Here is a 22,149-nt window from a genome sequence, read left to right on the forward strand (position 1 = left end):
GCCTCCTATTTATTCGCTATTGGGTTATATGCGGGCGGCTTCAGACCGCCCTGACTCACTAGATTTACGTGCTAGGAGCACAGCTCTCGCCGATGCGAGGCAATCCTCCGAGTTTAGAATGCAAGGTTCAATTCCCCGAATGCGGCGGACAAAATCCAGGCAAACGCTATCATGCTGGGCATCGGCTACCATAACATTGCGATGATTGCCCTCATGCGTGCACAGGATTACTTCACCCGACTTGGTGAGCACCTCGACCGTGCCATCGGTGCCAATCACCAGCATCCTGCAATCCCATGAAGTATTGCGAGGCGTCAGCCAATCGGCTTCCACATGGACGATAACCCCGCTGCGAAGCGTAAACAGAGCCTGTGCAAAGTCGATATAATCCGGCTTATCCGCAAAAAAACGGGTGTGCAGCGACTTGGCTGTCACTTCCTCCAATTCACTGCGGCACATCCATAACGCCAGATCGATATCGTGGATCATAAGATCGACGATTAATCCTCCGTTGCGGGAAGTGTCATACATCCAGGGCTCTTCACGTTGGGCCGTGGATTCATGCGGCCTCATCATGATGCAGCCGGCAATGTCGCCAATGTCGCCGCTGTCGATAATGGCTTTCGCCTTGACATAAAGCGGATTAAAGCGTTCGGTCAGCAGCACAGAAAATTCCGCAGGGGAAGCCGCAACCTCCTTCTCCAGCAGGTCAAGCTCCTCTTCCGTGATCGAAACGGGCTTGTCGGAAATCGCGTGTATTCCACACCGCAAGCATTCGATCACCGCAGTTGTCTTCTCGTCATTGGGCAGGCACACGATTGCCGTATTACATTCGACTTCATCAAGCATGGCCCGGTAATCGCTAAAGAAAGGAACATTGTACCGCTCGGCAACCGTGCTCCAGCGTTCTTCCGTCTCCATAATCGCTACCAGCCTGGTATTTTCCGCTTTCAACATTTCTTGGATTGCGTATTCGCCATGAATACGCAATCCGATTGCCACCACATTAATCATCAATGCCAATCCCTGCTTTACTTCGGATTTTTTTGTAGATATTCATCTATCAGCTTGAGCTTCTCTGCCGTAACCTCGGGTTCTCCGATTTTTTTAAAGTTCTCCAGCATATCCTGCGTAATTTTGCGGGCTTCCTGCTCGGATGAAGCAAACATCGCTTTTGCTTCCCATTTGCTGATCTCCGGCCACAAATTCGGCCAATTTTTGTCCCATGCCTGGCCGGTTCCAGAGAAATTAAACGGAATATCCTGCAAGCTGACACCCGGCTGCCAAGTGTCTTGCGCCATAATTAACTCATCGGTACCCGCCATAACTGTTGCTTTAGGAATAACTGGGGCACTCAGCAAATTGTAATAACTAATGCCGGAACGAGTCTCGAAGCTGCGGTCCGCTTTATCCTGCTCCGCCTTCACCTCTGGCTTAGGCTCAAGAAGCCCGTCTGCATTCTTTACATAAAACTCGCCATCTGGGCCTGTGCTTAGAATCGTTGCCCCTTCCGTGCTCATACTCCAGTTGAGATATTCCATCAAGCGTTCCACATTGCCCGGTTTTTCGGCGAATTTCTTAGATACAACCAAGCCCGTGGCCATCGAGAAGTTGGATTCCTGGTACGTTGGCATCTTTAAGCCGGGAACCTGAAGCGGAGGGCTTGGAATAAACCGTTTGGCTGGATCCTCAGCTTTCAGCACTCCGTTCGCCGTATCCATAGGACCGTTCGTATTGATCGTGAAGCCTACGCGTCCTGAGCTGAGCTTGGCTTGGTATTGCGCAGGCTGCTGCGTAATCGTCTCCATGTCCAGCAAACCTTCTTTGTAGAGCTTGTTCATGAATACCATATATTCCTCGATCTTCGGATCATTGAACCACCAGTGCATGCTCTTGTAGTCCTCTGAAATATTGAACCAGTTACCCGTCCAGGAATACATCAGAAATTGGCGGAAATTATCGAACGATGCAGGGATAATCGGCTTGCCGTTCACATCCCCAATCTGTTCCTTGAATGCTTTTAGAACCAGATAAAGCTCATCTATCGTTTTGGGCGCCTCCATCCCCACCTGTTTCAGCCAGTCCTCACGGATCATAGGGCCTACATTCAATGTCATGATTTCGCTGTTTCCTGCAGGGTTGCCCGGAATCATATACATGTTGCCATCCTTCTTGCTGGCATAAGTCACCTGATTGAAAGCCGGATCGCTGTATTTGATGAGATCCGGATATTTATCCAGCCACGGCCCCATATCGATAATATAGCCTGCTTCAGCCCATTTGTTGGCAATGCCGTTATTAATGTCATCGGTCAGGATGCTGACAACATCGGGAATATCGCCGCTAGCGAGCATCGTATTCATTTTATCTGCCGGCGTTTTCGTATTCGCAGCCGTAATCTGGATATCGAGGTTTTTGTTCTCCAGCAGCCACTCATGCATCCGATTGTCCTGCTTAGGCGCATTGTCATAAGTATGCATATACATGAGATTGATCTTCAACGGCTCTTCCTTCGTTTCCTCGCCCACCGTGTTTTCTGGCTTGTCGCTCGTTTTTGTAGCGCTTTCATTATTTTCATTTTTAGAGCACGCGGCCAGACTTGCGGCCAACATGCTAATAAGCAGAAGCATAGTAACGAGCTTAATGCTTTTTTTCATTGGACTACCACCCTTTTGTTGTTATAGGTTTGAACGGACCAGCCTTACCCTTTTAACGAGCCAATAATCATTCCTTTGACAAAATAACGCTGAAGAAAAGGATACAGCACGAGGATGGGCAGTACGACTACCATCAGCATGGCCATCTTAACCGATTCGGCAGTTACCGTTCTTCTTGACGCATCGCTTAGATTTACAGCCCCGAATGCCAGTGATCCCGACTCATTTTGGTTAATATTCATGACCTTCATCAGAAGCGTTTGGAGCGGAAGCAAGTGCTCGTTCGTCGTGTAAATAACGGCGGTTAAATAATCGTTCCAGTGCCCAACTGCCGAGAACAACGCCATCGTGGCAAATATCGGCATGCTTAGCGGTATCGCAATTCTAGCAAAAATAATAAGATCATTCGCTCCATCAATTTGGGCTGACTCCTCCAGTTCCTGTGGCAGGGTTCGGAAGAACGAGCGGAAGATGAATACCGCTGCGGCGCCGTATAAGGATGGAACCACGTATACCCAGAAGCTGTTGAGCAGATAAAGCGATTTGTACAGCATGTAGGTTGGAATTAGGCCCCCACTGAAGAACAACGTCAGTATCAGCATGAAATTGATCAGCTTTCGGCCCTTCAGCCTATTCTTGGACAGGCCGTAAGCCATCAGAGAGATCAGAAAAATGGAAAGCAGCGTCCCGATTACCGTCCGGCCGATTGAAATGGTATACGCGTTCAAAATATCGCCTCTGGAGAAGACTGCAATGTAGTTATCCAGCGTAAACTTGCGAACCCAGAAATTAATGCCGCCGCGCGAGGCATCAAGCCCCTCATTCAGCGAAATAGCGGCGATCCGCCAGAACGGAAACAGAAACGTGAAGCAGAGAACTGTCAGAAACAGATAATTAAACCATTGGAAAATATTTTCCCCGCGTGTGGGTTTCATGATGACCTCCCTAAAAGACCCCGTCTTCTCCGAATTTTTTGACAATAAAGTTCGTGGTCAAGAGCAGCAGCATCCCAACAATGGACTTGAATAATCCGACTGCTGTGGCAAGCTCGTAATTGGCTCGGAAGATTCCGACCTTCATGACATATGTGTCAATAATCTCCGCCTTGTCGAGCACCATTTCATTTTGCATGGCATAAATCTGTTCAAATCCTGCATCCAAAAAATGTCCAATATTAAGAATGAACAGAAGGATAATGGTGGAACGGATAGCTGGCAGCGTAATATGCCATACCTGCCTCCATCGGCTCGCGCCGTCTACAACGGCGGATTCGAATAATTCAGGGTTCACCGCAGTAATAGCAGCTAAGAAAATGATCGTACCGAAGCCAATTCCCTTCCAGATATCGGAGGCGAGAATCATGCCCCAGAAATAATCCGGATTTCCAAACCAGAACACGGGCTCATCGATAAGGCCGAGACCCGTTAGCAGCGAATTAATGAAACCGCCATCAACACTGAACAGATCGTACCAGATCCCGGTAATGACAATCCACGATACAAAAAAAGGAAGATACGAGATCGTCTGTGCCAATCTCTTGAATACCGAGCTGCGCACTTCATTCAGCAGCAGCGCCAGTATGATCGGAGCCGGGAACCCGAACACCATTTTCAGCAAGCTGATGGCGATCGTATTTTTGAGAAGGCCTGTAAAGCCAGGACTGCCGAACAGCTCCTTGAAATGCAGAAGCCCAACCCAATCGCTGCGAAATACCCCTTTAATGATGTCATACTCTTTAAATGCGATAAGCACGCCGTACATCGGCTGATAACAGAAAACGAGAAACCAGACAATACCCGGCAAAATGAATAAATACAAATACCGGTTGTTCCATACCGACTGCAAATCGAACCTCCCCCTCTTTACTCTCTTCTGCTACTTAAGTATAGCTTCGGGGGAGGAGACAAAAAATTCAGAATCCTATAATCTTATTTTAAAATTCTACACACTTATCGGGATTCGTCGCTAAAAAAAACGTTCTTCACTTAAAGCTGTGAAGAACGCCGGAAATTTTTTCCTATTCAACCAATGGAATCACTACAGTAACCTTTGTCCCTTGTCCCAGCTTGCTTTGAAGAAATACGCCATACTCTGCTCCATACTGAAGCCGTACCCTCTCGTGGACGTTGCGTATGCCGTAACCCCCTTCGACGGAAAAATGCTCCGCACGCGCCGGAGCGCTCATGCCGACGCCATCATCCTCCACCTCGAATTGCATCGTTTCGCCTCTCCGATAAGCACGAATAACGATCGTTGTCGTTCCTTTCCTTTTCTCCGCGCCATGGAGAATTGCATTCTCGACAAAAGGCTGGAGAATCAGCTTCAACGTCATATAATGCCCGATTCCCGGCTCGATCTCATAGACGACATCAATTCGTTCCTCCAAGCGGATTTTTTGTATCTCGGTATAGGCTTGCAAATGCAAGATTTCATCCCTTACGGCAAGCAGCGGCAGTCCCTTATTAAGGGACAATCGGTAGAAGGTTGCTAGATGATCGACCATCCCCATCGTTTTTTGGTTCTGCCCATCCATTGCCATCCACTTAATAGTGGCCAGCGTGTTATACAGAAAGTGAGGATTGATCTGGGTCTGGAGAGCCTTAAGCTCTGATTCCTTCTGTGTCTGCTGGCTGATTGTGAGCTGGTCAACGAGCTCCCTTATTTTGCGCAGCATGCGGTTGTAGCTTCGGGCCACTGCGCCGATCTCATCTCTCCCGTCAATATCAACATGGATGTCCAGCTCAAGGTTCTCCACACGCCCCATCTGCTCAGTAAAAACAGACAGACGCCTTGCTATCATTCTCGCCAGCATAAGCGCAAGCAGGAGACTGACCAGCAGACAGACCGCTGCCACCGTAATCGTTAACTGACGGATCGCTTTAGCGCCGGCAAACAGCTGATCAACGGGGATAACCCGCAGAAAAAGCCAATTCGAATCGCTCCCCCGTTGATACAGCACCATCGATTGAATCCCATCCTGCACCATGGCGAACTTGCCTGACGGATCGCTCCCGATCTGCGACGACAAGGCCGCTGGAAGCTTCGACTGAAGCGAGACCTCTTTTTCATAGCTGCTATACAGAATGCCCATTTGATCATCCGCAACGATAATGTGGTCGCCAGGCAGGCTGCCAGGCGCAATCAAATCCCCAAATATACTGGAGTAGTTAAGAACCAACTCGAAGATGCCCGTTATTTTCTCGTGATTATAAATGACAGGCTTGATGATTCCTACATACAACCCTTCGGTGGTAGCCAGCTTTTCTCCGGCAAGGCCATAATCGGGTTGATTGATTTCATCCGTGACAATCCACATTTTCTTCTTGGACAGCGCAATATAGTCATTAATGGTATACGCATCCGTATTTTGAAAAAAACGCGGATACCAGGAAGCCTCCTTCGCATAGCTAATATCGATAAATGAATTCCCTGATTCCGGAATAGAAGGATTATCCTTGTATAAGATCAGCTGGGAGATGCTATCATCCTTCTTCGGAACCTCGAAAATTTTGGAGATCGTATTCAGAAAAGCATAGGAATAATCTCCTGGAGACTTGTACGGATAGGATACGGCTCCTACAAACGGCATGTCCGTGACAAACTGATTTAACGTCCGGTCATAATTGTTCAGCTTGTACTCCGCATTCAATACCACTTGCGCCAAGGTCTGCCGGTAGGACTCGCTGGCCTGCTCATAAATATATTTTTGCATCGTGGAATAAAACACAGCCCCCATTACCAGAATGGAGACCAATACGAGCAGCCCGTAACAAAACATCATTTTGTGCTTGATCGAAATATCATGAATTCTCAGCCTCTTCATTGCCGCAGCGCCAGCCTTTCAGGGATTCACGGTACTCTTTAGGGCTTTGCCCATATATATTTTTGAATACAACACTGAAGTAGGAGGTACTATTAAAGCCTGTGCGTTCCGCAATTTCATAAATTTTGCAAGAGGGATCCTCCAGCAGCTTGGCGGCATGACGCATTCTGGTTTTGGTCAGGTAGTCGATGATCGTCTCACCCGTTTGTTCCTTGAACAGATTGCTGATATAGTTCGGCGTCAGGAAAACGAGTTTGGCAAGCTCGTCCACGGTAATGCTTCCTGCATACTGCTCCTCGATGATTTCTTTAATCCGATTCACTGGCTCAGCATTTTTTCTTCCGTTTGTGGCATCCCCGTTATAGAAGGTCAGATTCTTTCCTACATGAAATCGTTGGGAAACCGCGATCGCCGCTTCCCTGTGCGCATCCGACAACTCCGTAAGGGCGGATTTCACCCGGCTCACTCCCGCAGTCACACTCAGATGGAGGGTTTCATTCACATCTCTTCTAAAATCATCAAGCATCTCACGCGTTTCCGTCTCTGAAGCACAGACGACCCACAGGAGCTCCTGCTCATCCGCAAATCCCCCCATCCATAGAAAGCGCTTTCCAAAGTCCTTTAGCTTCATTTGAGCGGTTTGGTAGATCTGCCTTTTATTGCGGTCCAAAGGCCGGCTCCCTGTAGATGCTTCCTCAATGATCATAGTGATCAATAAGAAATCCCCTACCTCGGGGATGCCCAAATACTGAGCTTTGTCCGCAATCGTATGAGGATCTATGAGCTGTCCATAAAGCAAATCCCTGAGAAACTGGCCGGTGACAGCAGGTTTATTGTCTTCCAGCATACGGCTCAGGTTCTGCCGATCGCTATCGTTGCGCTGCTCGTCCAAGCAGGCAGCCGCAACAGACCTCAGCACTTCCAAGAGCTCATCGAAGTTAACCGGTTTGAGTAAGTAGGCATTTGCACTCAGCTCAATCGCCGTCCGAGCATATTCAAACTCATTATAGCCACTAATAATAATAACGCGGGTACGGGGATAGCGCTGCCTGATCGAAGCAGCCAGCTCCAGACCGTTCATATTCGGCATTTTGATATCCGTAATCAGAATATCCGGCTGCAGTGAGCCGATCTTCTGCAGCGCTTCTTCTCCATCTTCCGCTGTTCCCGCGATCGTCATGCCTAGCTGCTGCCAAGGGACATGTTTGACAATGCCTTCTCTTTGTATTCGTTCGTCATCTGCAATAAAAACTGACAAGGTCAAGTCAACCACCTCCATCCTACTCTGTTCCTTCTCAAACACTGACGGTTTATCCTTTCGACAAAATTTTCAAAACTCCTCTTCCACTGGCTAACCTAAATGAACCTTCGATTTTCGCAATTATGAGCATATTTGAATAAATGGTATCATTTTGGTATCACAATAACTTCAGTTCATTGCAACTGAATATAAAAAGGCCCCGCCTACCGTGATATACATCACAGCAGGCAAGGCCTTCCTCATGCTATTATTATCCGATGGAGCCTTCCATCTCGAACTTGATGAGACGGTTCATCTCTACCGCATATTCCATTGGCAATTCTTTCGTGAACGGCTCAATAAAGCCCATAACGATCATTTGCGTCGCTTCTGCTTCGCTCAGTCCGCGGCTCATGAGGTAGAACAATTGATCCTCAGAAACCTTTGATACCGTTGCTTCATGCTCAAGCGTAATGTTGTCGTTCAAAATCTCGTTGTAAGGAATCGTATCCGAAGTCGATTCATTATCGAGAATGAGCGTATCGCATTTGATGTTCGCTTTCGCCCCATCTGAGTTGCGACCGAAGGAAGCAAGACCACGGTACGTTACTTTACCGCCATGCTTACTGATCGACTTCGAAATGATTGTAGAGCTTGTATCCGGTGCAAGGTGAGTCATTTTCGCGCCTGCATCCTGATGCTGCCCTTTACCAGCCACGGCAATGGACAATACCATACCTTTGGCTCCACGGCCGCGCAATACGACTGCTGGGTACTTCATCGTCAGCTTCGAGCCGATATTTCCGTCAACCCACTCCATCGTTGCATTCTCGTCCGCTACCGCACGTTTCGTAACCAGGTTGTAGATGTTCGGTGCCCAGTTTTGAATCGTTGTGTAACGTACGCGCGCATTTTTCTTAACCAAAATTTCAACTACTGCGCTGTGCAAAGAGTTCGTGCTGTATACCGGAGCCGTACAGCCCTCAACATAATGAACGGAGCTGTCTTCGTCAGCGATAATTAGCGTACGCTCGAATTGACCCATGTTCTCGGAGTTGATCCGGAAGTAGGCTTGCAGTGGAACCTCGCATTTCACGCCTTTAGGCACGTAGATAAAGCTTCCGCCTGACCATACCGCACTATTAAGCGCTGCGAATTTGTTATCATTCGGAGGAATGATTGTTCCGAAATATTCTTTCATCAGCTCAGGGTACTCGCGAAGCGCCGTGTCCGTATCCGTAAAGATAACGCCTTGCTTCTCAAGATCCTCTTGCATGCTGTGATAAACTACTTCAGACTCGTATTGTGCCGATACGCCGGCTAGAAACTTTTGCTCTGCCTCAGGAATACCGAGCTTGTCGAAGGTTTCTTTAATTTCAGAAGGAACCTCTTCCCAAGTCTTGCCTTGTTTGTCTGATGCGCGCACATAATATTGGATATCGTCAAAATCGAGCTCATCCATATTGCCGCCCCATTTAGGCATCGGCATTTTGAAAAACTGCTCCAGCGATTTCAAGCGGAAATCCAGCATCCACGCAGGCTCGCCTTTAATTTCAGAAATCGTGCGAACGATCTCTTCCGTTAAACCTTTGCCTGATTCGAATACGGCTTTGTGCTCGTCACGGAAACCATACTTATAATCTTCCATTTCCGGCATTGATTTAGCCATGGTCATTCACGCTCCTCTTTAACCTTGTTTTAATGTGATTCTTGCTGCTGCTCGATTCCTTTACGCAAGGCGTTCCACGCAAGGGTGGCACACTTGATTCTGGCAGGGAATTTATTCACGCCCGAAAGTGCGTCAAGCTCCTCATATTCATCAAACTCGACCGGTTCGCCTTTCATTAGTGCCGAAAATTTCTCAGCCATGCTAAGCGCCTCGTCAAATGTTTTCCCTTTTACCGCCTCTGTCATCATCGATGCAGAGCTCATGCTGATCGAACAGCCTTCGCCGCTGAATTTAGCATCGGTAACCTTACCTTCAACAACTTGAAGCTGCAGCGAAATGCGATCACCACAGGTTGGGTTATTCAGGTTAATCGTAACCGAATCTTCATTCATCGTTCCACGGTTTCTAGGGTTTTTATAATGATCCATAATTACTCTGCGATATAAATCATCCAATTGCATGACCGAAGAACTCCTTTGTTTGTAGTAAGGCATCGGCTAAGCGGTCAATTTCATCTTCTGTATTATATAAATAAAAGCTTGCTCTTGCCGTTGCCGATACATTCAGCCAGCGCATTAGCGGTTGGCAGCAATGATGGCCTGCGCGAATTGCAATGCCTTTCGAGTCAAGCACGGTAGCAACATCATGCGGATGCACGTCTTCCAAGTTGAAGGTTACGAGTCCAACACGGTTTTGCTTTGGACCATATAGCGTAACTCCATCAAGCGAAGACAGCTTCTCATAGGCATAAGTGGCTAAACGTCGCTCATGCTGATCGATCTCATCTAGTCCGATCTCCTGCAGAAAGTCAATGGCCGCGCCTAGCCCTACAGCGCCAGCAATAATCGGCGTGCCGCCTTCGAAGCGGTACGGGATCTCTTTCCACGTTGATTCGTACAGATCAACAAAATCAATCATTTCGCCGCCATACTCAATCGGTTCCATCTTATTAAGCAATGCCTTCTTGCCATACAATGCACCGATGCCCGTAGGACCACACATTTTATGGCCGGAAAAAGCATAAAAATCAACATCCAAGTCTTGGAGATCGATTTTCATATGCGGCGTGCTTTGTGCGCCGTCTACTACCATAACTGCTCCATTGCGATGAGCGATTTGAGTGATCTCTTTGATCGGATTGATAAGACCGAGCACATTAGAAACGTAGGTAACGGAAACTACCTTCGTCTGCGGAGTGATCGTTTTCTCGATATCCTCCAAAGAAATCGTACCATCAGGCTGCATCGGAATGTACTTCAAGGTGGCGCCAGTGGCTTTCGCCGCTTGCTGCCAAGGAATTAAGTTGCTGTGATGCTCCATAGGGGTAATGACAATCTCGTCGCCTTCCCCGCACATCGAGCGTGCATAGCTGGATGCAACTAAGTTCAACGCAGTCGTTGTACCGCGTGTGAAAATGATTTGCTCCGGTGCCCCGGCATTTAAAAACTTAGCTACCTTCTCGCGCGCTCCCTCATAGGCATCAGTCGCCCTGGAGCCAAGTGTATGCACACCACGATGAACGTTGGCGTTATCCAGCTCATAGTACCGATTAACCGCATCAATGACGGAGCGCGGCTTCTGCGAAGATGCCGCGCTGTCTAGATAAACAAGCGGATGCCCGTTTATTTCTTGATGCAATATCGGGAACTGCTCCCGAATCGCATTTATGTTCATCCTTCTAGCTTCCTTTGGAGCAAGCTCTGAAGTTGACCGCGTACTGCTTCAACTGGAATTTCCGATACAACCGGTGCCAAGAAGCCGTAAATAATCAAACGTTCAGCGTCTTGCTTAGATATACCGCGTGACATCAGGTAATATACCTGTTCTGGGTTTACTTGCCCAACGCTTGCCGCGTGACCAGCAGTAACATCGTCTTCATCTATAAGCAAAATTGGATTGGCGTCGCCGCGCGCTTTCGGGCTCAGCATGAGCACCTTCTCGGTTTGTACACCGTTCGCTTTCGTCGCACCTTTCTCAATTTTTGTAATGCCGTTGATAATCGCTGAAGCGGAATCCTTCATTACTGCACGGGTTACCATGTTGCTGTCCGAGCTTTTGCCAAAGTGAACGGCTTGCGTCGTCAAGCTGTTTTGCTGCGCGTTCTTGCCTACGCTGATAACCTTGGCATCCGAAGTGGAGCCTGTGCCCTTAAGGATAGATTTCGTGTCTGACAACGTGTTGCCGTCATTCAAATCGCCAATAATCCATTCCATTTGGCCATCATTTTCAATAACCGCGCGACGGATCGACATATCAACGCCAGTCTCGCCCATATGATGGATCGAGCTGAAACGAACATGAGCGCCCGGCTTCACGAATACTTCAACAACAGATGGATGTACGAATGGAGCGCTGCCAGCGCCTGGCTCAGATACAACGCAATCCACGTAAGTTACACGGCTATTATTATCTGCAACGATGAGAATATGCGGAGCAAATGTCGCTTCTGCATTATCATTGTAGAAGATTGCTTGCAGCGGCAATTCTACTTCTACGTTCTTAGGAACATAGATGAATACTCCGCCATTCCAAATCGCCGATTGAAGCGCCGTCAGCTTGTCTTCGTCCTTCGCTACTGCTTGGAACAAATATTTCTGAACGAGCTCGCCATGCTCCTTGCATGCGGTCTCCAAGTCGGTAAAAATAACGCCTTTGCTTGCATACTCGTTCGCAAATTGATTCCATACGATGCCGGAATTGCGCTGTACAATCAGATTTTCAGTTCCTTCTGTAACCAACTCGCGAACGACTTCAGGAAGCTCGCTAATGGCTCCAACTGTTGCTGGCTGCTCATATTGGCCGACAGCTGTTAAATTCCAACGTTCAATCCGAACCTTCTCCGGCTTTGGCCAGCCGAGTGTTCCGGCAAGCTCTGCCGATTCTCCGCGCAGTTCGACAAGCCAGTTCGGCTCACCTTTGCTGCGTGCCAGTGCTTCAGCAGCTTGGCGGTTTGTCGGAGTAGTTAATTGTGTACTCATCCGTTATGCCTCCTTCTCCGCTTAAGCCTGGCCGACCGTTTCATCTACGATGCCAAGTTCTTCTTTAACCCAATCATAACCTTCGTTTTCCAAACGCTGTGCAAGCTCAGGACCGCCGGATTTCACGATGCGCCCTTGCATCATAACGTGTACGTAATCCGGAGTAATATAGTTAAGCAACCGCTGATAGTGAGTAATGATCAAGAAGCCGCGATCTTCCGAACGCATAGCGTTAACGCCTTGCGATACGATACGAAGAGCATCGATATCAAGACCGGAGTCAATCTCATCTAGCACGACGATTTTAGGATCAAGCAGCATCATTTGCAATATTTCGTTCCGTTTTTTCTCGCCGCCGGAGAAGCCTTCATTCAGGTAACGGTGAGCGAACTCAGGGTTCATCTCAAGCTCCTTCATTTTGCTTTCCATTTTGCGGATGAATTTAATCAATGAGATTTCGTTGCCTTCGCCAAGACGAGCATTCAGTGCACTGCGAAGAAAGTCTGAGTTCGTTACGCCTGGAATTTCACTTGGGTATTGCATAGCTAGGAACAAGCCTGCAAGTGCGCGCTCGTCAACACCCATTTCAAGGATGTCTTCGCCGTCAAGTACAGCCGTACCTTCCGTTACTTCATATTTAGGATGTCCCATCAAAGCGGATGCCAGTGTAGATTTACCGGTACCGTTTGGGCCCATGATCGCGTGAATTTCTCCACCTTTAATTTCAAGGTTGATTCCTTTTAAAATTTCTTTTCCGTCGATAGCCGCTTTCAGGCCCTCGATGACAAAATGCGTTGCCATAATATGCTGATCCCTCCAAGGTTGGTTTAATTCGCTCAGTCACATCTATATAGAATAGACTTTCTATTATAGAGTGATTCTCAATGATTCTCAATAATCATTTTAATATAGTTTTTGTTATAAATCAATGCGAGAGGCCTCGATCGGCTGAATATGTCCTTTTTTTTAAAGGAATTGTCCTCCTTCCAGCTTATTCGAGCGCCTGCTTAATTTTCAATATTTCAGCCTGCAGTTTGTTCTCGTCTAGTACTTGTACCCGTTCAGGAGTGTTAAACCCATCTTCCAGTCTTACCCAAGATTTGCATCCGTTATAAGCGGCTCTCATCGGAATTTCTATCGGCTCTCTCAATCGGTACACTCTCAGAACCAACACATGCAGCGGTTTGGTCTTCTTCCAGCGCAATCTTTCCTCTGCAAAAGTATCCGTCCAGATGTGCATATCGCGCAACCGATCCAGCGTTTCCTGATCCGTGATTTCAATATCCTCCACAACCTCCGCATAAGCTTCAAGCTTTACGGATTCCAGGTTTACCGCCCCGCCCACAAGCGTATCATCCAATTGATCTGCGTATTGTTCTTTCAACAGATGCTTTTTTTGGTGCTCGTAAGCCGGCATTAAGTAAAAATTCGGGCTCATTAGCTGAAAATCTCGTGTTTCTTCGATAATACCGCCTTTACGCATGACGATAATTTGCTGGCCTTCTGCAAGTGCGTTTACGCTTACCGCCCATTCTTTCAGAGCTATGGGCTGTATGTTATTTTGTGCCATCAGTATGCTTCCTCCATCAAACTCGTTTATAATAGTTCATATTATATCAAATGAGGGTATACCAAGGCGAAATAATATACATTATACTATGTTGAGATGAATACTGGGCATTGTTGCCCTACTACTATAAACCGGAGGTGGACAGCTATGTCTGCATATCATCCATTAACTGAACAAGAAGCCATTGAAATAGCGCTAACGCTTGACGGGTTCTTCCCAGAGGGCGCTGCTCTAACAAGCCGTGAGATTGGCGACGGCAATTTAAACTTGGTTTTTCACATCACTGACGCTGCCAGCGGCAAAAGCCTGATTATGAAACAAGCGCTGCCATATGCTAAAGTAGTAGGCGAGTCATGGCCTCTTACGCTTGATCGGGCGCGCATCGAAAGCGAGAAGCTGATTTTGGAGGGAGAGCTTGCCCCTGGCCTTGTACCTGCCGTATATAAATACGACCCGGAGCTCTACCTTACGATAATGGAGGATCTCAGTGACCATGTCATCATGCGCCAAGGACTAATCGGCGGTACTCGCTATCCTAAATTCGCTGACGACATTTCTACCTTTATTGCTCGTACGTTATTCTTTACTTCCGACCTTGGAATGAACCAGCAGGACAAGAAACTGCGCGTGAAAGCCTTTATCAATCCTGAGCTATGCAAAATTACAGAGGATCTTATTTTTGATGATCCGTATACGGACTCACCCAATAACAGCTTTGATCCGGCCATCCGTGATGCTGCAGAGATTTTATGGCAGGATGACAAGCTTCATTTAGAAGTTGCAATCCTCCGTGATAAATTTTTGACAAATGCCCAAGCCCTGCTTCACGGTGACCTTCATACGGGCAGTGTATTCGCAACACCTGAATCCACCAAGGTTATCGATCCTGAGTTTGCTTATTACGGTCCAATCGGCTTTGATATTGGCGCTGTAATTGCTAACCTGCTGCTGAACTTTGCTGGGCAAGAGCACTGGATTACAGATGATGAAAAACGCAGTGACTTCCGTCGTTATTTAACCGATACCGTTCGTGACGTATGGAATCTATTCGACCAGAAATTCCGCGCATTATGGAATGAGCACGGCATTGACCGCCTTGCTTCTTCGACGCCAGGCTATCAAGATTATTACATGAATCGGTTGCTCCAGGATGCTGTCGGCTTTGCTGGCTGCAAAATCGTGCGCCGTATCGTTGGCCTATCCCATGTCGTTGATATTGACCGCATTCCAGACGCAGCTGCTCGCGAGCGTGCCCAACGTCTAGCCCTTGCCATCGGAACGGAGCTTATTCGTACGAACCGTCAGGCACAATCGATTGAGGAAGTCATCGATGCTGCTTATGCTGCAGTAAGCAAATGATGAAATGAACACAGAGAGGATTTGACATCATGACAACTAATTATGCTGGCTTGCAATCGGTCATCTGGAACGAAAACAAGCTTGATTTGCTAGACCAACGGCTTTTGCCTGAGGAGATCATTTATTTACCGTTAGTAACCGCGGAGGACGTATGGGAAGCCATTCGCCATCTGAAGGTACGCGGTGCGCCAGCAATCGGAATCTCAGCTGCCTATGGGGTTGTTCTTGGCAGCCGCGATGAACAATCGTCAGAGGCTTGGCTCGCACAAGTGAACAAGCAAGCCGAATATTTGGCGACTTCTAGGCCGACAGCCGTTAACTTGTTCTGGGCGCTTGACCGTATGAAAGCTGCTGCCGCTTCTTTCGTCGCTCAAGGCTTGTCCCTTGAGGAGAGCAAAGCCGCTTTGCTTACGGAAGCAATCGCGATCCAGAGCGAAGACGAAGAGACAAACCGAATGATCGGAGAGCACGCGTTGTCGCTGTTCAAGGAGGATATGGGCGTTCTTACTCACTGTAACGCTGGCGGCCTTGCGACTGCCAAATACGGTACAGCGCTTGCTCCCTTCTACTTAGCATTGGAGCGTGGAGTTACACTGCGCGTCTATGCCGATGAGACCCGTCCCGTGCTGCAAGGCGCGCGACTGACTGCCTTCGAATTGCAGCAAGCCGGCGTGGACGTTACGCTGATCTGCGATAACATGGCGGGCATGATCATGGCTAAAGGCTGGGTCGATGCTGTCATTGTTGGTACGGACCGTGTAGCAGCGAACGGTGATGTCGCAAACAAAATCGGTACGTACAGCGTTGCCGTCCTTGCTAAAGCGCACGGCATTCCATTTTACGTAGCCAGCCCACTCTCAACCATCGATTTGAGCACGCCAACCGGTGCTGAAATTCCGATTGAAGAGCGCAGCGCGGAAGAGATTACCGAAGGATTCGGCAAGCGTACTGCGCCGCAAGGCATAAAGGTATACAATCCGGCGTTCGATGTTACTCCGCATGAATACGTAACGGCAATCATTACCGAAAAAGGCATCATACAAGCACCTTACGATGTTAACCTTCGCAAACTGTTTGAATAATAGGTAAGAAATATGGATACAGAAAAAGCCCTAACCTCATTTTGCTCGCAATCTCCAGATTGCCGCAATGGGTTAAGGCTTTTTTTGCATACTTAAAGCATCAATTGGAGCGCTTCCGAGCCTTTCATGCCTACAATGATACCGTTTGCTTCTGCCGTATAGGTAACCGACTCCAAAGGGGCTTCCATAAGCTCCTCCAGTGTGCGTACGCCTACGGCACGACCGGCCAATATTTCCCGGTCCTTCAGTCTCTCGTTAAGCAGCGTAACGTCGAGCGCGCCGCACATAATATACCCTTTGTCCGTCATAATCGCGAGCAGCGTCGTTTTGGGCAGCTTCACTTCAACGCCAAGAACGGTCTCTCCATTCTCAAGTGTGAAAGGAACCATCCGCATCATATAGGATCCACCCCCTTCGGTTCATGAGTAAGAGGCACTGCAACACCAGTATATGCAAAAGGTTTTTTGGCAGTGTTGGATGTTTGCTCATTTATGGAGAGGACGGGGCGCTAGATAGGTAAAAATCATAAAAGTGGTCACAGATTTATAAGTGACTCCATTTGCTCGCTAAAAATTCCCACAGGTTAATGATCACATGACTGTACATATTTGTAGTAATTCTTAACAAATTTATATTTCAATTAATTCTATAAGTAGGTCACCTTGTTCAATAACCATTTGATTCTTTTCTTGTGTGAAATCCCATCCGTTATCAATTGCATATAAAATCAAAATGGAACAGGTCCTCGGTAGATTAAGATTAAAGAACCAAGACCCTTGCCAAGAGAAATGGATTTCAAAGAAGGATGTTTTTGTGTTATGAGGATAAACTCGAAAAGAAACAGAATCATTTTTATAAAATTCATTAATTACACAATGAAATTCATAACCATTCACCGAGACTTTCTTAGTACGTTTTCTAAACGGCTTCACCTATCCCACCTCAGACGATATCACACACTAAAATCAGTTTTAATTAATCAATTAGCTCCCTAAAAACTCATGTTTCCTTATCACTTTATTTCTTGAATTTAGCTTTAAGCAGTACAATTACTCCACCTATAAACATTCCAATAATTGCCCATGTTGCAATAAATAATATCGAGTCCATGATGTAAGCTCCTTAGTTGTTAGCATTTTTAGTTCCTACTCTTCCATCAAGTATACGATATAATAAGCACTAGGTCTCAATTACGATAAATATAGCACTATTAATTAGCATTCCTTCCCATAACGAATCCGTTTGATCTCTTGAGAACATTAATTCAGTAAACTAAGAAACTGCTCCGCGATCACTAACGGATCGGCTGAGCCAATGATTTCATTTACAACCGTTCCGTCACGATTAACAAAAAACATCGACGGAAACCCTTGAGCACCGAGTTTATTATACAGTTCAGACCCCTCATCCATCAGAACGGGATAATCTATGTTGTGCTTGGTTATGTATTTTTCAACTTCCTCTTTGTTATCACGAGCTATGACATTTATGCCATAGAGATTAATTTCGTCTTTGAACTCTTGATGCAATTTCACAACTTCAGGAGCGTCTTGATTACAGTACGGGCACCACGATGTAAAAAACAAAAGCACGGAAGGCTTATCGTCGAAACGAACTGCATTTGTTTCCCCGTTCATATCCTTTAATTCAAAGGCGTCCAACGTAGTAACCGTAATATTTTTTGTATAATGTTTAACCACACCCAGCAGCACAAATATCGTAATCATTATAATGATTATCGGGAAAACTTTTTTTAATTTGCTCATGTCTACTCTCCTATATGTCTCTATTCTATATTTGCCAGACGTATCTAAGGACGAAGGTTATGTAATAGAATTACATTTCTTTAGTCCATCGATATTCTTCCATATTATTCTAACACGAACGCCCCTCGTCAGTCTTACAAAATCAATTCTCTTTATCATAAAATTTGTACACTGCTACATAACCTAACAGTTAACTTTCTAAGCTTTTACTTTATGCTTCCCTAAACAGTTTCTGTATAAAATTTAATGTTGCTGCAAATAAATTCACAGGAACAACTATGTGAAAATTCGTTTTAGTGGTATATTAGTACTACACTAGACAGTCCGGAGGTCCTATGGAAAAACATTCCTTATCCCCTGATCAATCATCCTTTGTTTTCAACATTGAGGTGCTTGTTGAAGGAAAAAACAATGCTGCAGCATTGGAGCAATTGCTCCATGCGTTGAATAGTGCTAATTTTGTAGATTTTCGGATTTTATCAGGTATCCAGCTTGGCGAGCAAATTGAGCTTCGGACCAAGAATGCTAAGTCCGTTCAACCAGTTGCAATACCTGCTAGCTCAAATGTTAGCGCTACCATATCAAATGCGCCTGCTGAGCAGCAAACTAACAAAGAAGAAAAGAACAAAACGAAAAAAACAGACAAGCCTGCTAAAGACGCCTATGAAGACTTAAGTTATTTCGACAAGATTAAAGCCATCATGAAAAATAACACACTCATCCGGCTAATCGTAAATAAGGGGCTTGGCATCAAACTCAACATTCCTTGCAGAATTATTAACATGGATGAATCTGAAAATATTATTACGGTCTACCATGTGGATGAGAAACAGGTTTATACTTTTCGCCTCAACGAGATCGAGGATTTTTCTTACTAGAACAACAGCCACAACAACAAAAAAAACCGTTCTTTGTCTGCTTAAACAGCCAAAGAACGGTTTTTTTAAACGTATCCAGGTGATAACATTTGTTCAATATTGTCGCTTGATACAGGTGGACTCCAGAAGTAACCCTGCATCTCATCGCACTTATGCTTCTTCAAGAACTCCATTTGCGCTTCCGTCTCGACGCCCTCGGCAATGACTTGAATATTCAAGTTATGCGCCATTGCAATAATAGCTGCCACAATTTCCGCATCGCTTGGGTCCTGCTGAATATCCCGCACGAAAGAACGGTCGATTTTCAGACGATCAATCGGAAAGTTTTTCAAATAATGAAACGAACTATAACCTGTGCCAAAATCATCTACACTAATATTGACGCCCAAATCCGTTAAATCAAGCAAGCAGCGAGACACATGGCTGACATCCATCGTCATCGATTCCGTAATTTCAAGATCCAAATATTTGGCTTCCAATCCCGTTTGCTTAAGTACGTCTGCAACCTTGCTCGCCAGGTCATTTTGAACAAACTGCCTGATCGACAGATTAACGGAGACGGGAATAGCAGGCAGGCCCGCATCTTGCCAAGCCTTGTTCTGACGGCAGGCTTCTTCCAATACCCAAGCGCCAATCTGCACGATCATCCCACTTTCCTCTGCTAGAGGGATAAAGCTCCCTGGCGGGATCATTCCTTTAAGAGGATGATTCCAACGCACGAGTGCTTCTACGCCAACCATGCTGCCAGAAACCAGATCATACTGAGGTTGATAATGCAGAATAAACTCATTTCGCTGAATCGCACGGTACATTTCATGCTGGAGGGTCAACCGCTCAAGGGATGAGTTGCTCCAGCTTTCAGAATAAAGCAGGCAATCATTCTTGCCGCTTTCCTTCACTTTAACGAGCGCCATATCGGCTTTCTTAATCAACGCATAGCTGTCGTCATCTTCAATATTGTTTGTGACTGATCCGATGCTTGCCGTGATATGCAAGGGAAAACCGCTAAGCTCATAAGGTTCTTCAATCGATTTGAGAAGCTGTCTCGAAAGCTCCAGCAAGTGCTTCTCTGATTCTAGATTGCAAAACAATAAAGCAAACTCGTCGCCTTCCATACGAGCTGCAAAATCATTTTCAGAGAGATCACGGTTCAGTCTCTCCGCTACCTGCATCAATAAAATATCACCGAATTCGCGGCCGAAGGAAGCATTCACCAGCTTGAAGCGATCCAAATCCAAATAACAGATGCCGACTACACGGTTCTCTTCCTTCGCTCTGCCCAGCGTTTCGGTCAGCTTCATTTGGAACAAGGTCCGATTGGGCAACCCAGTCATGTCGTCATAATAAGCCATATAGCGAATTCGTTCGACATTTCTCTTCCGATCGCTCAAATCCTGACTTAGCAATACAGTACCAATGACATCGCCATCCTGTATCATTGGCGAGCACGTTACCTGAAGTTCCAGCGGAAAACCAGATCCGTGGGTGATATTCAAGTTCGTTTGCTTCGTCTCGCCGTGCAGCGTACGCTCGAGCGCATCCAATAGCAACGGCTTGCTTGCCGGTTCCACGATTCGTGAAATCGGTTCTCCCAGCATCTCCGTGCGCTGATAGCCAAGCGTCCGGCTGGAGGCTTCATTCAACTCCATCACAGTACCGCTTCTGTCCAATACCGCGAGTGGAAAAGCGTCTGATTGAAGCAATGTCTCAACGATCGCCGTATGGTAATGTTGAAAGCTGTACGTTTCATTTCGTTTTATATACACGATTATTGCGGTTACGAACAATGATGCTGCTATTGCCAAAGCAGTCCATTTATACATCGGGTTAGAGATAAATAAGAAGGATACGCTGATCCATACCAACGCAAGTGCTGCCAGCAAACAGCTAATAATTAAAGGTCCTTTTGACAGCTGCTGCTTCTTTCTTTCAGGAAAACCATCCATCCGTTTCGTCACGCACAAACGTCCTTCCTCTATTCCGAGTCAAGTGAGTATTCGCTTCATTATAAACGATGTAGGCGTTCTGGTATAGAAATATTTACTAAAGCAACTTGTATTTTTGTTGTAAAACAGCAATTTATGTCGCAAACCCTTTTTATGCCAAACTTTTACCCTAAACTTTTGATTTTTTAAATGCTGCCGTAATGACGCAGATCCAGCCTGCCAACATAGCGGCACCGCCGATTGGAGTAATCATGCCCAGCTTGCTAAAACTCGTAAGTGATAATATATACAAACTGCCGCTAAAGATTACCGTTCCCGCCAAAATAAGACGGCCTCCGTTCAATACGAGCTTGCTCTCGCCAGCTTGCTTCGCAAACAGGGAAATCAGCATAAGAGCAATCGCGCTATACATATGATAGCGGACACCGGTTTCGAATATTTCAAGGTAATGTTCCGTTAAATGCTCCTCCAATCCATGTGCACCGAAAGCGCCCAGAGCTATAGCAAGCGCTGCATTAATTCCACCAATCGCAAAATATTTTGGAAACATGTGGTTTTCATTCCTTTCATTTTTGTGTATAATTTTCCGTAATTAGCAAAGGAGTCGATAGAAATGGATAATGAACCAAAAAACGATTTTAACAATTCTTCTGTGAACGAACCTTATGCGCCTAGGCCGATTTTCTCAAATGAGAATTCGGACATTATGGTCATAAAAAAACATTCAGGTATTGGCATCGCGGCATTCATCATCGGTTTAATTTGTGTAATTATAGTTATTATCGGTGGTGTAACAGGTAGTTCCTTAGTTGACCAAATCGCAAACTCAGATCTAATCATAACGGATCCAAATGATACACAAGCCATACAAGAATCGATAGAAGCACTTGGTGAGGAAGCTCTTATAGCGATGTCGTTAACGCTTCTATGTCTCGTTGGCGCTGGCATGTTGGCATTCGTTGGCCTCATCTTGGCAATCATCGCCGCCTGCTCCAGCAAACGCCGGAAGATGTTCGGTGTGATTGGCATTTTAGTTAACCTTCTTGTTATCGTGGCTGGCATCAGCTTATTTTTCTCTGGCATCGCCTCTATTGCAAGCAACCTCGCTTAAACAGATACGTTTATCCGCTGTGAATAGTCTGCTTTCTCCGCAATCAAGCGGCGGAAGCAGACTTTTTTTC

The 22,149-nt window shown here is 46.3% G+C and carries 20 protein-coding genes; 4 read left to right on the top strand and 16 right to left on the bottom strand.

What is annotated here, in order from left to right:
• Positions 1–24 precede the first annotated feature (24 nt).
• The 12 genes from E0496_RS03995 to E0496_RS04050 all read right to left on the bottom strand — a co-directional run bounded on the left by E0496_RS03995 (position 25) and on the right by E0496_RS04050 (position 13,937).
• Positions 25–1,002: a Gfo/Idh/MocA family protein gene (locus tag E0496_RS03995; RefSeq protein WP_206669706.1), complete on the bottom strand. Its 978-nt coding sequence runs from the start codon at positions 1,000–1,002 to the stop codon at positions 25–27.
• A 29-nt stretch (positions 1,003–1,031) separates the two neighbouring features.
• Positions 1,032–2,657, bottom strand: coding sequence for a type 2 periplasmic-binding domain-containing protein (locus tag E0496_RS04000; RefSeq protein ID WP_141500381.1), 1,626 nt, complete (start codon positions 2,655–2,657; stop codon positions 1,032–1,034).
• A gap of 44 nt (positions 2,658–2,701) precedes the next feature.
• Positions 2,702–3,592, bottom strand: a complete 891-nt coding sequence (locus tag E0496_RS04005) for a carbohydrate ABC transporter permease (protein ID WP_141500382.1) — start codon at positions 3,590–3,592, stop codon at positions 2,702–2,704.
• A 10-nt stretch (positions 3,593–3,602) separates the two neighbouring features.
• On the bottom strand, positions 3,603–4,502 hold the full coding sequence (locus E0496_RS04010) for an ABC transporter permease (protein ID WP_241674561.1): 900 nt from the start codon (positions 4,500–4,502) through the stop codon (positions 3,603–3,605).
• A 172-nt stretch (positions 4,503–4,674) separates the two neighbouring features.
• Positions 4,675–6,480 (bottom strand): sensor histidine kinase, encoded by a 1,806-nt coding sequence (locus E0496_RS04015; protein ID WP_141500383.1) that lies wholly within the window; start codon positions 6,478–6,480, stop codon positions 4,675–4,677.
• The gene (locus E0496_RS04020; protein WP_161601306.1) at positions 6,458–7,744 is read right to left on the bottom strand and encodes a response regulator; all 1,287 of its coding nucleotides are present in this window, start codon (positions 7,742–7,744) and stop codon (positions 6,458–6,460) included. The genes E0496_RS04015 and E0496_RS04020 overlap by 23 nt, the downstream gene beginning before the upstream one ends.
• Positions 7,745–7,991: 247 nt before the next feature.
• Positions 7,992–9,389, bottom strand: a complete 1,398-nt coding sequence (sufB, locus tag E0496_RS04025) for a Fe-S cluster assembly protein SufB (protein ID WP_141500385.1) — start codon at positions 9,387–9,389, stop codon at positions 7,992–7,994.
• Between the two features lie 29 nt (positions 9,390–9,418).
• The gene (gene sufU, locus E0496_RS04030) at positions 9,419–9,850 is read right to left on the bottom strand and encodes a Fe-S cluster assembly sulfur transfer protein SufU (RefSeq protein ID WP_141500386.1); all 432 of its coding nucleotides are present in this window, start codon (positions 9,848–9,850) and stop codon (positions 9,419–9,421) included.
• Positions 9,837–11,063 carry a cysteine desulfurase gene (locus E0496_RS04035; RefSeq protein ID WP_139995504.1) on the bottom strand — a complete coding sequence of 409 codons (1,227 nt, stop codon included), beginning with the start codon at positions 11,061–11,063 and terminating at the stop codon, positions 9,837–9,839. Before E0496_RS04035 ends, sufU begins: the two co-directional genes overlap by 14 nt.
• Positions 11,060–12,367, bottom strand: coding sequence for a Fe-S cluster assembly protein SufD (gene sufD / locus E0496_RS04040; protein WP_141500387.1), 1,308 nt, complete (start codon positions 12,365–12,367; stop codon positions 11,060–11,062). The genes E0496_RS04035 and sufD overlap by 4 nt, the downstream gene beginning before the upstream one ends.
• A gap of 21 nt (positions 12,368–12,388) precedes the next feature.
• Entirely contained in the window at positions 12,389–13,168 is a 780-nt protein-coding gene (gene sufC / locus E0496_RS04045) for a Fe-S cluster assembly ATPase SufC (RefSeq protein WP_141500388.1), read from the bottom strand.
• 190 nt (positions 13,169–13,358) lie between these two features.
• The gene (locus tag E0496_RS04050; RefSeq protein WP_141500389.1) at positions 13,359–13,937 is read right to left on the bottom strand and encodes a DUF1802 family protein; all 579 of its coding nucleotides are present in this window, start codon (positions 13,935–13,937) and stop codon (positions 13,359–13,361) included.
• Positions 13,938–14,084: 147 nt separating this feature from the next.
• On the opposite strand from E0496_RS04050, the gene mtnK reads away from it, so the two are divergent.
• Positions 14,085–15,296, top strand: coding sequence for an S-methyl-5-thioribose kinase (gene mtnK, locus E0496_RS04055; RefSeq protein ID WP_141500390.1), 1,212 nt, complete (start codon positions 14,085–14,087; stop codon positions 15,294–15,296).
• Positions 15,297–15,325: 29 nt separating this feature from the next.
• Positions 15,326–16,378: an S-methyl-5-thioribose-1-phosphate isomerase gene (mtnA, locus tag E0496_RS04060; RefSeq protein WP_141500391.1), complete on the top strand. Its 1,053-nt coding sequence runs from the start codon at positions 15,326–15,328 to the stop codon at positions 16,376–16,378.
• Positions 16,379–16,470: 92 nt separating this feature from the next.
• Here the strand turns inward: mtnA and E0496_RS04065 are convergent, their stop codons facing one another.
• Both E0496_RS04065 and E0496_RS04075 read right to left on the bottom strand, forming a co-directional pair.
• Positions 16,471–16,776: a YunC family protein gene (locus tag E0496_RS04065; RefSeq protein ID WP_141500392.1), complete on the bottom strand. Its 306-nt coding sequence runs from the start codon at positions 16,774–16,776 to the stop codon at positions 16,471–16,473.
• A gap of 861 nt (positions 16,777–17,637) precedes the next feature.
• Positions 17,638–18,144: a TlpA family protein disulfide reductase gene (locus E0496_RS04075; protein ID WP_141500394.1), complete on the bottom strand. Its 507-nt coding sequence runs from the start codon at positions 18,142–18,144 to the stop codon at positions 17,638–17,640.
• 335 nt (positions 18,145–18,479) lie between these two features.
• Between E0496_RS04075 and E0496_RS04080 the strand changes: the two genes are divergently transcribed.
• Positions 18,480–19,022, top strand: coding sequence for a hypothetical protein (locus E0496_RS04080; protein WP_141500395.1), 543 nt, complete (start codon positions 18,480–18,482; stop codon positions 19,020–19,022).
• A 65-nt stretch (positions 19,023–19,087) separates the two neighbouring features.
• On the opposite strand, the gene E0496_RS04085 is transcribed toward E0496_RS04080, so the two are convergent.
• Together E0496_RS04085 and E0496_RS04090 are read right to left on the bottom strand one after the other, a co-directional pair.
• A complete protein-coding gene (locus tag E0496_RS04085) occupies positions 19,088–20,980 on the bottom strand; it encodes a putative bifunctional diguanylate cyclase/phosphodiesterase (RefSeq protein WP_141500396.1) in 1,893 nt (630 codons plus the stop codon).
• Positions 20,981–21,137: 157 nt separating this feature from the next.
• Positions 21,138–21,518, bottom strand: coding sequence for a DUF423 domain-containing protein (locus tag E0496_RS04090; protein WP_141500397.1), 381 nt, complete (start codon positions 21,516–21,518; stop codon positions 21,138–21,140).
• A gap of 63 nt (positions 21,519–21,581) precedes the next feature.
• On the opposite strand from E0496_RS04090, the gene E0496_RS04095 reads away from it, so the two are divergent.
• On the top strand, positions 21,582–22,079 hold the full coding sequence (locus E0496_RS04095) for a hypothetical protein (protein WP_141500398.1): 498 nt from the start codon (positions 21,582–21,584) through the stop codon (positions 22,077–22,079).
• The last annotated feature ends 70 nt before the right edge of the window (positions 22,080–22,149 follow it).

Source organism: Paenibacillus luteus (genome assembly GCF_006542765.1).
Taxonomy (GTDB): domain Bacteria; phylum Bacillota; class Bacilli; order Paenibacillales; family Paenibacillaceae; genus Pristimantibacillus; species Pristimantibacillus luteus.